The 15102-nt window shown below is 56.9% G+C and carries 16 protein-coding genes; 13 read left to right on the top strand and 3 right to left on the bottom strand.

The annotated features are described in order from the left end of the window. Window positions 1-312 precede the first annotated feature (312 nt). From NITMOv2_RS13520 to NITMOv2_RS13510, 3 genes are all read left to right on the top strand, one after another. Window positions 313-579 carry a hypothetical protein gene (locus NITMOv2_RS13520; protein WP_145976334.1) on the top strand — a complete coding sequence of 89 codons (267 nt, stop codon included), beginning with the start codon at window positions 313-315 and terminating at the stop codon, window positions 577-579. After that, window positions 560-808 (top strand): helix-turn-helix domain-containing protein, encoded by a 249-nt coding sequence (locus NITMOv2_RS25065; RefSeq protein WP_053380366.1) that lies wholly within the window; start codon window positions 560-562, stop codon window positions 806-808. The genes NITMOv2_RS13520 and NITMOv2_RS25065 overlap by 20 nt, the downstream gene beginning before the upstream one ends. A gap of 85 nt (window positions 809-893) precedes the next feature. After that, entirely contained in the window at window positions 894-1259 is a 366-nt protein-coding gene (locus NITMOv2_RS13510) for a hypothetical protein (RefSeq protein WP_053380365.1), read from the top strand. A gap of 55 nt (window positions 1260-1314) precedes the next feature. Here NITMOv2_RS13510 and NITMOv2_RS13505 read toward each other — a convergent pair whose 3' ends face one another. Further along, window positions 1315-1719, bottom strand: a complete 405-nt coding sequence (locus NITMOv2_RS13505; RefSeq protein WP_053380364.1) for a JAB domain-containing protein — start codon at window positions 1717-1719, stop codon at window positions 1315-1317. Window positions 1720-1956: 237 nt separating this feature from the next. Here NITMOv2_RS13505 and NITMOv2_RS25060 point away from each other — a divergent pair, with 237 nt between their 5' ends. Beyond that, the gene (locus NITMOv2_RS25060) at window positions 1957-2382 is read left to right on the top strand and encodes a glutamine--tRNA ligase (RefSeq protein WP_420799900.1); all 426 of its coding nucleotides are present in this window, start codon (window positions 1957-1959) and stop codon (window positions 2380-2382) included. Next, a complete protein-coding gene (locus NITMOv2_RS13500) occupies window positions 2369-2596 on the top strand; it encodes a hypothetical protein (protein WP_053380363.1) in 228 nt (75 codons plus the stop codon). The genes NITMOv2_RS25060 and NITMOv2_RS13500 overlap by 14 nt, the downstream gene beginning before the upstream one ends. A gap of 18 nt (window positions 2597-2614) precedes the next feature. On the opposite strand, the gene NITMOv2_RS13495 is transcribed toward NITMOv2_RS13500, so the two are convergent. Both NITMOv2_RS13495 and NITMOv2_RS13490 read right to left on the bottom strand, forming a co-directional pair. Then, entirely contained in the window at window positions 2615-3364 is a 750-nt protein-coding gene (locus NITMOv2_RS13495) for a ZIP family metal transporter (protein WP_083448013.1), read from the bottom strand. Between the two features lie 20 nt (window positions 3365-3384). Beyond that, the gene (locus tag NITMOv2_RS13490; RefSeq protein WP_145976333.1) at window positions 3385-4473 is read right to left on the bottom strand and encodes a hypothetical protein; all 1089 of its coding nucleotides are present in this window, start codon (window positions 4471-4473) and stop codon (window positions 3385-3387) included. Between the two features lie 1157 nt (window positions 4474-5630). Here NITMOv2_RS13490 and NITMOv2_RS13480 point away from each other — a divergent pair. The 8 genes from NITMOv2_RS13480 to NITMOv2_RS24255 all read left to right on the top strand — a co-directional run bounded on the left by NITMOv2_RS13480 (window position 5631) and on the right by NITMOv2_RS24255 (window position 14975). Beyond that, the gene (locus tag NITMOv2_RS13480; RefSeq protein WP_053380360.1) at window positions 5631-6278 is read left to right on the top strand and encodes a hypothetical protein; all 648 of its coding nucleotides are present in this window, start codon (window positions 5631-5633) and stop codon (window positions 6276-6278) included. 465 nt (window positions 6279-6743) lie between these two features. Further along, window positions 6744-8003, top strand: coding sequence for a TolC family protein (locus tag NITMOv2_RS13475; protein WP_053380359.1), 1260 nt, complete (start codon window positions 6744-6746; stop codon window positions 8001-8003). A 164-nt stretch (window positions 8004-8167) separates the two neighbouring features. Then, on the top strand, window positions 8168-9307 hold the full coding sequence (locus tag NITMOv2_RS13470) for an efflux RND transporter periplasmic adaptor subunit (protein WP_053380358.1): 1140 nt from the start codon (window positions 8168-8170) through the stop codon (window positions 9305-9307). Window positions 9308-9333: 26 nt separating this feature from the next. Then, the gene (locus tag NITMOv2_RS13465; RefSeq protein ID WP_053380357.1) at window positions 9334-12480 is read left to right on the top strand and encodes an efflux RND transporter permease subunit; all 3147 of its coding nucleotides are present in this window, start codon (window positions 9334-9336) and stop codon (window positions 12478-12480) included. A 291-nt stretch (window positions 12481-12771) separates the two neighbouring features. Next, window positions 12772-13110 (top strand): response regulator transcription factor, encoded by a 339-nt coding sequence (locus NITMOv2_RS13460; RefSeq protein ID WP_053380356.1) that lies wholly within the window; start codon window positions 12772-12774, stop codon window positions 13108-13110. A gap of 173 nt (window positions 13111-13283) precedes the next feature. After that, on the top strand, window positions 13284-14210 hold the full coding sequence (locus NITMOv2_RS13455) for a cation diffusion facilitator family transporter (protein WP_053380355.1): 927 nt from the start codon (window positions 13284-13286) through the stop codon (window positions 14208-14210). Between the two features lie 55 nt (window positions 14211-14265). Next, entirely contained in the window at window positions 14266-14793 is a 528-nt protein-coding gene (locus NITMOv2_RS24260) for a cation diffusion facilitator family transporter (protein WP_202967227.1), read from the top strand. Further along, entirely contained in the window at window positions 14790-14975 is a 186-nt protein-coding gene (locus tag NITMOv2_RS24255) for a hypothetical protein (RefSeq protein WP_202967226.1), read from the top strand. The genes NITMOv2_RS24260 and NITMOv2_RS24255 overlap by 4 nt, the downstream gene beginning before the upstream one ends. Window positions 14976-15102: the final 127 nt, after the last annotated feature.

The following is a 15102-nucleotide window of genomic DNA, read 5'->3' as shown; positions in this document are numbered from 1 at the left end:
CCCGTCATCCAACCACTCATCGCGGGTTGGCCTCACAGTGCAGGAAGTTGCTCGCCCATTGAGCCTCCGCGCGACCCCGACCCTTCGGGAGCGAAGTCGATTGCCTGGTATACCGAATACCCTGGCTGATCCATCCAAAGAATCTGTACTTCAGCGCATCATCGCCTACAACGAAGATGATTGCCGAGCGATGGTGGCAGTCAAGGGGTACTTCGAACAGGCGTCGATGCGAGACGGATGAAGTTCCTGACTCACATCTTGAATCGCCTAAAAGGACGACACACGAGCGCGAGGCGGGCCGAGCATCATTCGGTGTATGTTGTCCTTCTGGAGGGCGTGCCGGGTGGGAGCGGGAAGGATGTCTATGTGGGCATGACCGGCCTCACACCTGAGGAGCGGTTTGCGAACCAGAAGAAGGGGTATAAGAAAAACTCCAAGGTGATGAAGTATGGGGTTCGTCTCCTTCCGGAACTCTATCAGCATCTGAATCCCATGTCCTATGACGAGGCGTGTCAGATGGAGCAGGTGCTAGCGAAGAAGCTCACGAAGGAGGGATTCCATGTCTACGGTGGGCACTGACCGGGCGAGTCAGATTCGCGCAGCCACAGGAACACGCTCTCTACCGATTACCCGTCGACTGTTCACGATCCGTGAAGTCGCCGAGTACACAGGCCTCTCCGTGCACACTTTATACACCATGACCAGCCAGCGCCGAATCCCATTCGTGAAGACAGGGCGCCTGGTCAAGTTTGATCTCAAGGCGATTGACGCCTGGATCGAGCGGCACTCGGTGAGACCGCTGTCGTGAGCCCGCTCATGGGAGGCCGATACGGCGGATGTGAACATTCGATTCAGGGGGTGTAGAATGGGGACAGTCTGAGAAGAGGAATCAGATGCGTATCTTCATGCGGTTTCTTCTCGTTGGATGCGCGCTGCTGCTCATCGCGGCAAACGCGCTATCGGATCAGGGCTTCGATCCCAAGTACGAGCGCTACTACAACATCTTTAACCCGATCAACCAATATCGGCCAGACAATCCGCTGAATCCCATCAACTCAGTTGACCCCAAGAATCCGTTCAACCCGATCAACAGTGTCGATCCGGGGAATCCCGCCAATCCGATCAATCGTTACAATCCCAACAATCCCTTTAATCCGATCAACGAGGTCAACCCGAACAATCCGCTGAACCCCATCAACCGGTACAACCCGAATACGCCTTTCGGACCTCTCAACACTTTTCCCGACAGTCAACGCTAGTCTGCCTGGCAGTATCAGGACAGGATGGGAACTCTAGCGGAGTCAGTCATTCTGACTATAGTTCTTGGTGGTCGGCAAAGCTGTAGTAGCGGTCCTCGCCCATCACAACATGGTCAAGGACGGTGATGCCGAGAAGCTCACCGGAGTCTTTGAGTCGCCGAGTCAAGGCGCGATCTTCTTGACTGGGAGTCGAGTCTCCACTGGGATGGTTGTGCGCCAAGAGGACCGCGCTCGCGTTCATGAGGATGAGTGGTTTGAAGACTTCGCGCGGATGGACGATGCTCATGGTGACTGATCCGATACTCACGGTGTTGATGCCGATGACAGCATGTTTCGCGTCAAGACCGACGATCATGAAATGCTCGCGGTCGAGTCCATCGAAGAGCGGCACAAGCAGCCGGTACGCGCTCTGGGAATCCCTGATCGTGACGGACGAGGGGTATGCCAGACTCTCCTTCACCAGCGTCACTCGATAACGAGGAGGCGAGTATAAGCGCACGTGTTTTGTTCCCAAGAGGATCGTCCCGGTTGTCGCTAGGGCCGCGATGGTGTTTAGCAGGGTAGAAGGGTAAGAGTCTTGTGGGCGGCCTGCGCTGCCACCACTCCCACAGAGCGAGGAGCGAAACGCGATGGCGTGGTTGAACTACAGCTGTTAGAGCACTTCCGTGAGGATTTGAATAAGCGTGCTCCGCGTGCCATGGTGGTCTTAAGGCCCTTGGAGGTCGTTCTTCAGAATTGCATCGAGAGCCAGATTGAAGAGGTGGACGCGGTGAACAACCCGGAAGACGCGTCGGCCGGAACGCGAACGGTACCTTTTTCAAGGATGCTCTATATTGAGCACGACGATTTCAGTGAAGGCGCACCGACGCGGTACTTTCGTCTCGCGCTGGGGCGCGAGGTAGAGTGCGATATACCTGCATCAGAAATGTGTCGAGGTAACGAAGGATTCCCGTACGGGCATCGTGGCGGAATTACAGTGCACCTAGGATCCCACCACGAGGGACAATCGGCAAAGGAGCGACGAAATGTGAGGGCGACCATTCACTGGGTTTCGGACGCACATGCGGTGGAAGCCGAGGTCCGTCTGTATAACGGACCGCGCAGAAGTTATGCGCGACGTTGACGGTGGGCTCCATCTGAATCCCGACTGGCTCGATCACCTACCCGGATGCCTCACCGAGCCGGGCTTGCGTCATGCGCCCACCGGCGCCCGCTTTGAGTTCAAGGGCCAAGGATATTTCTGCGTTTATCCCGACACCACTTTAGGCCGGCTCATCTTCAACCGCACCGTATCGCTCAAGACACTTGGGCCCGAGATCCAGAAGCCCCGGCCCTGATGCTCGAGCGAGTCGCTATCATGATTTAAGGGAGGTAGCCAATAGAGCAAAGAGTGTGAACCCACTGACGAGCACGATTGCTGCCAGCCGCGATTCACCGTCCCGATGCGCTTCTGGGACCATTTCTTCCACGACTACTGTGGTAAGGAGCCCTGCCGTGAACCCAAGTACAATCAGCTTGGCGAGATTTGAAGCAGTACGGAGGCCCCAGAATCCGATCGTGGCCCCCAGCACAATTGGGAGCGTGAAGGCCCCTGCGAGCCAGAGCCGCGAACGGAGCGAGAGCCCTTGCCGCCGGAATGTGGCGATTGTAGCAAACCCTTCTGGGATGTCCGCCGGCACTTGCCCTAAGGCGAGGAGCAGACCCAGTTCGAACTCGATCGTGGAGCCTGTTCCAATCATCACCCCGTCGCTAAAGAGGTCGATGCAGACACCCGCAAAGATCATCCATGCCGTGGCGGAGCCCTTTGTCCGGCTAAAGCGGGATTGCACGTATTCAATCGACCGATCCAATACTATGAAGATGAGGCCGCCGCAAAAAAACGCTAGGATCACCACCCATGGGACTTCGGTCTCAAGCGCGGTCGGTATGAGTTCCACCGCCACCACGCCGATGACAACGCCGACGGCAGCATGTAAGGCGAGGCTGAGGAGGCGGCCTGAAATTGGGACGATCTCAGCGAGTAAACCACCAACAAAATTTCCCATCGCGGGCAGAGCAACAAACCCAAGAATCGTTAAATACTCTCGCCAAGCTGAGTCTTGCATGGGTGATATCCTCGCACCGGTTACTTGGCGATCGTAATACCAGGAACGGGCGCTTGGATGGGCTTCACCGTCATTTGAAACAGTTGATAGAGCAGACGAAAGACTTCCAGGTCCCAGGTGTTTGCCGAGACGGCATAGAGCTGTCCCTGGTACTGAACGGCGACGGTTGCGTGAGATCGTGTATCGACCTTTTCGATAGTGAGAAGTCTCGCCGGATTAGTGGAAAGCTCATGGCCGCGCCGCACGTTACCATCATTGTTGATCATCTCTACCCCAAGGAATCGAAGTATCGAGTCGAAGCTTCTCAGCTGGATGGTGCCCTGAATTGGGGATTCGCCGCCGGGAAACCCCGGGCGTATATCGACGAGGATCTCGTTCGGCGGCCATTCTTTTGCTCGCTTGCCAAGCTGCGTTAGTTGTGCAAGATCCACCGCCCCTGCCGGATAGTTGCTGACAAGAAGCCGAGATCGCGTGAGCTGGTAGGCCCCTGATTGGGGTAGCGATTGCCATTGGTATGTTTTTTCGATGGCTTGGAGGATATCATGGGGTTCGAGAGGCCCGCGCACCAATCCTTCCCATACCGGTTGCGCCATGACCCGTTGTATATGCAGGTGTTGCTCCTGGTGGAGCGCGGCCAGATGCGCGACGAGCCGGCGAAACTCCTGATACCCAATGGGTCGGGAAGGATCATTGCTGATCCGGCGATCCTCGCCGGCCTCGAACAATCGGAGGCTTGCTGCCGTCAACCGCAGCAGCATGTTGAAGTCGGTCCCCACACTGACCAGAGAAAGCAAGCGCGATTCCTCGATCGGTGTGAGCAGCCGTTGCGTAAACTCTTCACCTTCAATCGGAACAATGGTAATCGTTGGATTCTCCGCCACCGTGGCGTTGATCAACGGCGCAACGAGGCCGCGGGCGTCGCCTTCGGGCGGAGTGATGCCGGCACTCGCCTGAAAGAGGAACGTGGCGGCCACACTCGGGACTGAGGTGAAGTGAATCGGATGCGAGTCGCTCGCTCGGACAATATTGAGCAACAGTTGTTCTCGAGTAACCCGCGCGACTTGTTCATCGTACGCCAACACTGCGCGATGCAGCGCGACAGGCGACACGCAACCGGGCCACAGAATGAGGCTGCTCCATGCAAGCAACCAAGGGAGCATGTGTGAGGTGGGCAGCTCGGTTGGACCGGATGATTTCATTGCGCAAAATAGGTGCCGTGTCGGACAACTTGTCCCAGCCAAGTAGCTAAGAGCAATCCCTAGATTCCTACGGGCTCATATAAAACTGAGAACCAGCTTTTAGAATATGCCCAAAGGTTCTGAGCTGTTACGCGCTCCGGTCGTATGATGCTCCCGGCGGATGTCGAACATCATGACGAGAGGTGGCCACAGTAGTGAACGCTCTATGCATCCTGCGTTCTCAATCAGAAAGCCGTTCAGCGCAGTAGAGTTATGGCTCAAGATTTGTGCTATATTGGCGAAGAAGCTTGCTAAAGACTGATGTTACAGCCGCGAAACTCACAACTGCTCCTCATAGGGCTGATCCTCCTCCTCGGAATCCAGCTCACCGGTCTTACTTGTCTTGGGGAGTGGGAACTCGTACCTGGCTCCATCCTCTCGGAAACGATCGATCATGCTCCGTTCCCCAATGGCGGCGTGACGGATGATGGGTGCCCATGCCATTTCGTGTTCCAGTCTGTGCCGCTTGCTGGTCCTGACATCCTGTCCCTCCTTGCACAGGCTGTGCGTGTAAGTCCTACCTCGTCCGTGCCGACCTTCGTCGTGGTCCTGTTCCATCCTCCCGTCAACGTCTGACGCGTCACGATAACCGTTCACACCACGCAGCAGCAGTCGAAGCATTGCCCAGTCATGCGAGCAATGAGGAAGGGTCTCATGCAATACCGAACCATGTGTCTTTTTGGCATTACCTCGCTTCTGGGAAGTATCTGGTGTGGGAAGTCAGAGTCCGCCAACACTGGCTCGGGTGTATTCAAGCTCGAGGAAGTCATTGAGCTGGTGTTGAAACGGAACCCGGGAATGGGTGCAGCGAAGGGAGAGGTCCAGCAGAGTCAACGGGAAAGAGTAGTGGCTGGCGCGTTTCTGAATCCTTCGATCAACGGATCGGGTGGGCGGGGCACCATTCGATCCGGCGACCCGCGTGTCAGTTATCGAGCGAAACGACAGTCGAGCAACCCGGTTTGCTAAAGTCTTTTTGGCCCTTTGTATCTGCCTGTAACCGAGATTAATCCCCGACAGTTGGAGGAGCGATGACCGAAGAGAAGCCGAAGCATCAAGAAGAGGATGAGCAGGAAGAATTCGGTGAGTTGCTCAAATATACCGGGGCTGGATTCGCAGGGGGACTCATTACTGGCGCAGCGCTCGATCATTTTGGATTCCACCAAAGCGCGCTCGGTCAATGGCTCGTTCGCACCCTTTCCGGAGAAGGAGAAAGCCTGTTTGAAGGCATCTATGCTCTCCGGCAACGCGTTCGCGGTTCATTCGGCTCAATGGCCGAGGCGTATGGCTGGGGAAAGTTCTCTGGGATGTTGCTGCCGTGGATCATCGATTGGGGCAGCCGAATGGCCGGAATCGATGTCTACGGAGTGGAAGGATTTTACATCCCGTTCTTTTACGCCTTGAGTGACCAGCTTGGGGCCAATATCGCTGGAGTCATCTTCCTTCGGCGAAAGGCGGGGGCATGGGGAAGAGCACTGCACGAATACGTCGGTCATCCCGTCATGCTGGCCAGTGCTGCGATTGTTCTCGTGGTTCCGATTGGCTTGCTGACCGCTCGGCTCGTGGGGTTTAGTCCCACCACACAAATCTCAACGGCGGTTGAAACGATTGCGGCGAATCTCTGTTGGCTGCCGCCGCTTGTCGGCTGGTTGATGCGCAAGCAAGATGGGTCCGTGTGATCACAATAATGCCGGATGGTAGATTGAGATTCAAAGGGCGATCATGACGAGGCTCTTGCAATTCAGCATCCCCTCAGAGCGCCTGATTGTAACAGGGCTCATCCTGCTTCTGGGAATTCAACTCACAGGGTTAAGTTGCATCAATGATTGGAAATCCGGATCCTCTTCCTCTGCTCTCAGTCTTATTTCTGCTGACGATCGATCACTGGACGGAACCAGCGCGATTCCAGATAAACCCGGGGATGGATGCCCCTGTCATCTTGTGTTTCAATCTGTCCCGTTCTCTACTTGGCAGCCGACGTCCTTATTGACGAGTGCGGACACTCCAAGCCCCGCAACCTACACTCCCACGTTTGTTCAGTCTCTGTTCCATCCTCCTGTGATCCTCTAGGCTTGTTCGTCCTCGTTCGGTAGACGTTTTCCTCAGATACACTCACTGGGCCTCACACGTAAGGAGGAGTTGTAATGGCACATCTATCCCTGCGAACTAGGCTTTTGGTCGGAGTCGTCTTGTCGGTTCACCTGACCGGTACAGTTGTCCTGGCTGAAGTTCAGGAGAGTCGTTCCTATCGATTGGATGAAATGATCGAGGTGGCCCTACAGCACAATCCGGCTTTACAGGAAGCCGCCAGTCTGGTCAAGCAAGGCAGAGGGCTTCAAACGACCGCGGCGGCATATCCCAATCCATCCATTACCGGAACCGTCGGACCGGGTAGAACTCGCGAGGCTCTTGGGGATGTGGCCTTCTTCGAGCGCGGCGTAATAGTGAGTCAACCTCTGGAGTGGCCCGGTATGCGCCAAGCCCGTCTGCGGGCGGCGGAGGCCGCGCTTGCCGGATCCCAGGCCGCTGTTGATGGGACTCGGTTGAACGTCCTTGCTGATGTCAAGATTGCCTTCTACCAACTACTTCTCGCTCAGCGCAATGTAGAACTCATCACGGAAGCCGTTGCCATCGTGCAGGACTTCTACCGCAGCGTCAAGGCTCGGGTGGATGCTGGGCAGGCGAGACCTTTTGAAGCCCTGAAAGCAAATGTGGAAGTTCAAAAGGTCAGCAATGATCTGAATCACGCTCAACACTCTTTGGTTGTCGCCCGGTCTCGACTGAATAGGCTAACCGGCGGGGCGCTCGGCAAAAACTTCGGTGTTCTCGGTGATTTCGTATCACCTCGACTTGGACTGAACCTTGAGGACTTGGTCGGAAGCGCCATGGAACATCACCCGACGGTCCGTCGGGTCCGAAAAGAGATCGAACGAGCAGGGCACAGCCTTGTGCAGGAACGCCAATCACTGATTCCCTTTGTCACGGTCTCCGGCCTCTTTCATCAGGAAGCGGCCGAGACGGCCTACTTGGCTCGATTGAGTGTTCCTATACCCCTGTGGTATCGGCGGCAAGGAGAAATCACAGCGGCCTTGTCAGCGAAGGAACGTGCTGAAGCAGAACACGTGAGGACCCAAAATGAACTCGTGGCAGCGATTACCGAGTCTGCAGAGGAAGCCCACGCCGCACAGGATCGGATTGAGGTGTTTGAGAAGGGCTTGTTGAAACAGGCGGAAGAGACGCTGAGGATCGCGAGGATCAGTTTTCAGCAGGGCGCGGCTAGCCTTCTCGAATTAATCGACGCGCAACGAGTGCATCGGCAAATGTTGTTAGAGTACACACAGGCGCGGGCGAATCTCTCCGTCGAGCTGGCGCGGTTAGAACGCTGGACGGGGGAGCTTCGATGAGCTGGCGTACCGTTCTGTTGCGAACACGCATTGAAGCAGTCCTCACGCGGGGAGATCCGCCACGTGACCCTGGTGATTTCAAGAAGTCTCGTAGGAGCGGGAATATTCCGGTTCTCCTTGGGAGCCTACTCGTCTCTCTTATCGTGGGCTGTAACGAGGGTCGCGTGGAACAGCCGGCGCCGAAGGCAACGGCCGAGCAAGAGAAAGGACAGGCTGGTCATGAGACGAGCGAGCCACATCAACTAACAGTCCCGCCTCAGGCGCTTGAAGGACAAACGTTCCAGACCGCCGTCGTTGAACGGCGAGGCTTCCGGGAGGCAATTCAGGCCACCGCAAACATCAAGCCTAATGAGTACCGGCTGATCCATCTTAGCCCCCGCATTGAAGGTCGCATCATCAAGGTCATGGCCGAACTGGGTGATCGTGTCAAAGCCGATCAGCCGCTCGCCCTTCTCGACAGCATTGAGCTGGGAAGAAAGAAGGCGGACTACCTGCAGGCCAAGACCAATCGAGATGTGGACGAGCGGAACTATCTCCGTGAGGAAGGGCTGTTCAAGCAGCGCATCACCTCTGAGAAAGAATACCTCGACGCCAAAGGCAAATATGAGAAAAGCTTGGCCGCCTATCGAGCCACCTACGAGGCGCTTCGGCTCATTGGACTGCCAGATGAGCAAATCAAGCACATCAGTTGGAGTGACAAGCGAGAACCTCTCTCCCACTTCCCGCTTGTCTCGCCCCAAGCCGGGACGGTAATCGAGCGGACGATTACTCCTGGGGAGCTCATCACGCCCAAGGATAAGGCCTTTACGATCGCGGATCTTTCCACCGTCTGGATCCTTCTCGATATCTACGAACAGCATCTGGGCGCGGTTAAAGTCGGCAGCGAAGTGGAGATCACGGTGGACGCGTATCCGAAGGAGAGGTTTCGGGGGAAGATTGTCTATCTGAGCTATCTGCTGAATCCTGATACGCGAACTGTCGATGCTCGAGTGGAGATTGCGAACCCGGATCGCCGCCTCCGACCCGGCATGTTCGCCCGAGCGGCCCTCATTCTGCCCAGTCCTCAAGGAGACCAACAAGTGTTGGTCGTCCCCCAGGACGCCATTCAACAGGTTGATGAGAAGTCGGTGGCATTCGTGCAGGAACGCCCAGGCACCTATACGGTCCGGCCGGTTCTCATCGGTCGCCGGTCGGGAAACGACGCTGAGGTGCTGTCCGGCTTGACTGAAGGTGAGCGGACCGTCACCCAAGGATCTTTCTACCTCAAATCCATTCTGTTAAAGGAACGGATCGCGGGAGGCTAGCACCAGAGACGTCAGAGGAGCCCATCATGTTGAACGCGCTCTTTGAATTTTCGCTGCGCAACCGATTTCTCGTCCTGGTCTTTGTCGGGCTTATTGTCGCGGCCGGCATCTATGCCATGCGGAAGTTGCCGATCGACGCCGTGCCGGACGTGACGCCCAATCAGGTGCAGATCCTCACCGACTCGCCCGGCCTGGGTCCCGTTGAGGTCGAGAAATTCATTACCTTTCCGGTCGAAACTGCGATGTCAGGCCTGCCGGGCATCACCCTGATCCGTTCCGTGTCCCGCTTTGGGCTGTCGGCCGTCACCGTCTATTTCGAGGAAGGGATGGACATTTATTTCTGCAGACGGCTCGTCATGGAACGTTTACCGCGGGCGCGGCAGGCGATTCCTCAGGGACTCGGCAGCCCCGAGATGGGACCGATTTCGACCGGCTTAGGGGAGGTTTTCCAGTTCGAGGTCAAGGGCCAAGGCTACTCCTTGATGCAGTTGCGGACGATTCTTGACTGGGACATTGCCTTTAAGCTGCGGTCGGTTCCGGGCGTCGTGGAGGTGAACAGCTACGGAGGGGAACTCCAAACGTACGAGGTGGTGCTCGATGCCGCGAAGCTGGTGGCTTACAACATCCCCATCGGCCGGGTCTTCGAGGCGATCGAGCGCAATAATGCCAATGCCGGCGGCGGATACATCGTGCACGCGCAAGAGCAGTACCTGGTCCGCGGCGAGGGGCTCGTGCAGACGCTGGAGGATCTCAACAATATCGTGGTGGCAACGGGGCACGATGGGACGCCGATCACGATACGCAACATCGCGCACACGCGCTTTGAACCCATGATACGGCAGGGAGCCGTTACCCGGGACGAGGGCGGTGAAGTCGTGACGGGTGTGGTCCTCATGCTCATCGGGGAAAACTCCCGGGTCGTCGTGAACCGTATCAAAGCCAAACTCGATGAGATCAAGAAATCCCTGCCCCCCGGCGTGACGGTTGACCCCTACTACGATCGAACGGATCTGGTGCGCAACACCATCAAGACGGTCACCACGAACCTGACTGAAGGCGCCCTCCTCGTGATCGCGGTGCTGTTTCTCCTGCTCGGCAACCTTCGGGCCGGCCTCATCGTGGCCTCGGTGATCCCGTTGTCCATGTTGGTCGCGCTCACCGGCATGCTGGCCGCCGGCATTTCCGGCAACCTCATGAGTCTCGGGGCGATCGATTTCGGGCTCATCGTCGACGGATCGGTCGTGATGATTGAAAACATCATGCGACATTTGGCTGAGCGGCAAAAAGAAGTGCGACGCCGGGCAAGCCCCACGGAGATCCGGCAGTTGATTCTGCGATCCGGCCACGAAGTTCTCCGCCCGATCTTCTTCGCGGTCGGCATCATCATCATCGTCTACCTGCCGATTTTGACCCTGCAAGGCGTCGAGGGGAAGATGTTCCGCCCGATGGCGCTGACCGTCATCTTTGCGCTCGTGGCTGCGCTCCTCCTCGCGTTTACGGTGGCCCCGGTCTTCGTCAGCCTGGTCCTCCGCCGCGAAGTCAGTGAAGAAGAAACGTGGGTGGTGCGCTGGGCCAAACGGATCTACCAGCCGCTCCTGTTCCAGACCCTCCAGCATCCAGCGATCACTGCCGCCGCTGCCGCCGTCATCTTTGCCGGCAGCCTGGCGATCGCTTCGGTGCTGGGGGCGGAATTTATTCCCAAGTTGGATGAGGGAGCGATCGCGTTGCAAGCCTGGCGCTTTCCCAGTGTGGCCTTAGAGGAATCCGTCAAGAGTACGAACCGGATCGGACAAATTTTGGGGCAGTTTCCGGAGGTCGCCACCGTTGTCCCGCGAACCGGTCGTCCAGAGATTGCCACCGATCCAATGGGGGTCGAGGTCAGTGACGTGTATATCATCTTGAAGCCCAAGTCGGAATGGAGGACGGCTCACACGAAAGCTGACCTGATTGAGGCCTTCGATCGGGCATTAAAGGCGGCGGTGCCCGGCACCATTTTCAGTTACTCTCAGCCCATTGAGTTGCGGGTGCAGGAGCTCATCGCCGGGGTGCGTTCCGATATTGCCATCACGATTTTCGGCGAAGACATGGACATCCTCAAACGGCTGGGCGATCAGGTGGTGCAGGTCGTCTCGGGGGTCCAGGGGGCCGCCGACACCAAAGCCGAGCAAGTCGCGGGGATGCCGTACCTGCGAGTCATCATCAACCGCGAGGCGATCGCTCGATATGGGATCAATGCCTCGGAGATTCTCGGAACCGTCGAAGCGATCGGTGGACGTGTTGCGGGGCAGGTCGTCAAAGGCAATCAGCGCTTTTTCATTCAGGTCCGCTTTAGGCCAGAAGATCGTAGCAATTTTGACCGGATCAAGGACATTCGGGTAGCTGACCCCGCAGGTCGGCAGATCCCTCTCAGTCAGCTTGCGGACATTCGGACGGAGACCGGTTTGGCGCAGATCAGCCGGGAAAATATTCACCGCCGCTTGGCGGTGGAAACGAATGTGCGGGGCCGCGACCTGGCAACTTTCGTGGCCGACGCTCAGCGAGCCGTGCAAGCTCAGATCACCTTACCAAAAGGCTATTGGATCGAGTGGGGGGGACAGTTCCAACAATTACAGGAGGCGTCCACACGGCTCGCGATTGTCGTCCCGCTCGCCTTGTTTCTCATCTTCGTGCTCCTCTACACAACCTTTAACGCGGTCGGGCCGGCGATCCTGATTTTTCTGAATGTGCCGCTGGCCGCCACCGGCGGCGTCATCGCGCTGGCGCTCCGCGGCATGCCCTTTTCGATTTCGGCCGCTGTCGGCTTTATTGCGCTGTTCGGAGTTGCTGTGCTCAACGGTGTCGTCCTGATGGCCTATATCCTCGATTTGCAGAAACAGGGTCTGTCGCGTGTGGAAGCTGCTTCACAAGGAGCTATGATTCGTCTGCGTCCGGTGCTGATGACGGCCTTGGTGGCCAGTCTCGGGTTTGTGCCGATGGCTCTTTCGACGTCCGCTGGCGCGGAAGTGCAACAGCCGCTAGCCACCGTGGTCATCGGTGGACTCGTGACTTCCACGGCCCTGACCCTTCTCGTGCTGCCAACCCTGTATGTTTGGGAAGAGCGCCTACGAGAAGCATGGGCCCAACGAAGAGGGGAAGCCAAAGAAGTATCAGCGCCGTACGGGCAGGAAGTGTAGGGCCCGAACATGCTCAAGGCCGAGTGAGGAAAAGACATTCAAAATCAAGGAAGGCGGTTCATGAAAGGAAGCAAAGAATACCTCCTGGAAATGACGTGATTTGGAGTTGCCTTGCGCTCAGCGGAATGGTGGCCCCAGCAAGACTTTCTCTGGCCCTGCTGCGTCTGATGGGCATGGACACAGCCACTAAACGATGAGGGATCTGTGATCGTCAGGGCATCGTGCGAACGTGAAGGGCTTCCGGTCGTTATCTCATGTCTGTTCGCACCACGGCGCAGGGGGTGAGGAAGAGTGAAAGCCATTCTGGTGGTCGATAATGATCCGGATGTCCGACTCGCCTGTCGAGATCGGCTTGAGCGCTGGGGCTATGTCGTTCACAGCGCGGCCAGTGGGGAGCAGGCTTTAACCTTGCTCTCTACGCAGGAGATTCATGCCATGCTTCTGGATCTGCACCTCCCAGGGCTGGAAGGAGCCGAGGTGCTCCGACTGATCAGAGCGCAAGGTCTCACGTTACCGATTCTGTTGATCAGCGCTTCTCACTCCGGACAGGTTGACGAATTGCTGACTGTACGAGGGGCGCAAGGTTTTCTTGCCAAACCGTTCGCGAATGAGAGTTCGATCGGTGGGTGACCCAATGGTTGGGATCACCATAGGGAGGGGCGTACTTGGCCTAGTACTCTCAGCCTGTTCGATCATCAGGTCCGTGCTGCTGGCTTTGGTCACTGAGATATGTTCGACTGTGCTTTTCACGCGACATCCAGTGCGGAATAATTGAAAGGCAAGGGGAACCGTGGATGAGAGAGATGGATTTGTCCACTGAACAGCTGAGGACTCCCGGGACAACATCGGGAAAGCGTCACAGCGCCAGGCTAAGCTGGGCGCTCGGACTGACCGTCGCCTTTCTAATCCTAGAAGTGACCGGAGCAATCTGGACGGCGAGTCTCGCATTGTTGGCTGACGCCGGCCATATGCTGACTGACGTGGCGGGCATCAGTCTCAGTCTGCTCGCCATCTGGTTCGCTTCCAAGCCGCCCACGCCGATGAATACCTACGGATACGTGCGCCTGGAAATTCTGGCCGCGCTCGCGAACGGCGTGCTGCTGTTCAGCATGGCGGCCTTCATTCTTTATGAAGCGTATCGACGTATCTGGTCGCCTCCGGAAATCTTAGCCGGCCCCATGTTGACCATCGCGATCATCGGGTTGGGAGTCAATCTCGTAAGCATGTGGCTGCTTCACAAGGGAGCCGATGAGAGCTTGAATCTTCGCGGCGCCTACCTCGAAGTGCTGGGCGATGCCATTGCCTCGCTGGGCGTCATCGTGGCCGCGCTGATCATTCTATGGAAAGGATGGACACTTGCCGATCCGCTCATCAGCGGAGCGATCGGCTTGTTCATCCTGCCGCGGACCTGGAATCTGATCAAACAGACGGTACAGATTTTAATGGAAGGCGTTCCACCGCATCTGGACGTCCGAGAGATCGAGACAGCCATGCGCGCGTCTCATGGTGTCCGAGATGTCCACGATCTCCATGTTTGGACGCTGACCTCGGGGAAGGAGGCGATGAGTGCTCATATCCTGGTGGATGATCTGTCCGATGGCCAGCATGTCCTCAAGGATCTTCAGGAACTCTTGCGTCAGCGGTTCGGTATTGAGCACACGACGGTTCAATTGGAAAGTGATCGGTCGCCGCTGCTCAAGATCCTCCCCACGTTGGAAGGTAGATCGTGAAGGTCTTCTCAGGAATTCGGGTAAGAGGAAGGATTCGAAAAAGGTAAGGAGAGAAATGCACGGCAAGAGGAGTGAAAGAGCAGAAATGTTCTCACAATCGACACCTGGTAGAGAACGAGGAGTCTTCCGGCAAACAACTTTGATCACTGACTTGGAGGAGCGCCGCGCGAGTATCCTCAGACGCGGCCGACGGCTGGAATACTTTACGATCGCCTATAACAGCCTAGAAGGGTTGATATCCGTCATGCTGGGAGTGATGGCGGGTAGCATAGCCTTGGTCGGGTTCGGCATTGATAGCGGGATCGAGGTCACATCAGGCGCAGCCTTGCTCTGGCGGCTACATGGAGACAAAGACGACGCACGGAGTGAACGCAAGGAAAGAATCACTCTTCAAATCGTGGGTGTCTGCTTTCTGGTCTTGGCAGCCTACGTCGGTTATGAAGCCGTGGCTTCTCTTCTCAATCGAGAAGCGCCCGAAACAAGCGTCTTGGGCATCATGCTGGCTATCGCTTCCTTGATTGTCATGCCCTTGCTCACTCGCGCGAAACGACAGGTCGCTCGGGAATTGGCAGCGCGGCGATGACCGCCGATGCGAAGCAGACCGAATTTTGCGTCTACCTCTCGGCGATCCTACTCGGCGGTTTGGTCCTCAACGCGCTCTTAGGATGGTGGTGGGCTGATCCGGTTGCTGCACTGATCATGGTTCCCATTATTGGAAAAGAAGGGCTCGAAGCATTAAGAGGGGAAACGTGCTGCGTTGAGTAAGTGTGCGGCTCTGACCATTTCCATTATGGCGGGTAGAAAGCGTTCTTCCTCTTTCAGGGACATGTCTGGACCAATTCCCTGTTCGCTTTGACGGGGCTCACATAATCAGCCTGACCCCTTGCAGGAG

The sequence above is a fragment of the Nitrospira moscoviensis genome (assembly GCF_001273775.1).
In the GTDB taxonomy this organism is placed as follows: domain Bacteria; phylum Nitrospirota; class Nitrospiria; order Nitrospirales; family Nitrospiraceae; genus Nitrospira_D; species Nitrospira_D moscoviensis.
Note: the sequence above shows the minus strand (reverse complement) of the source record. Positions and strands in the feature narration are given on the sequence as shown.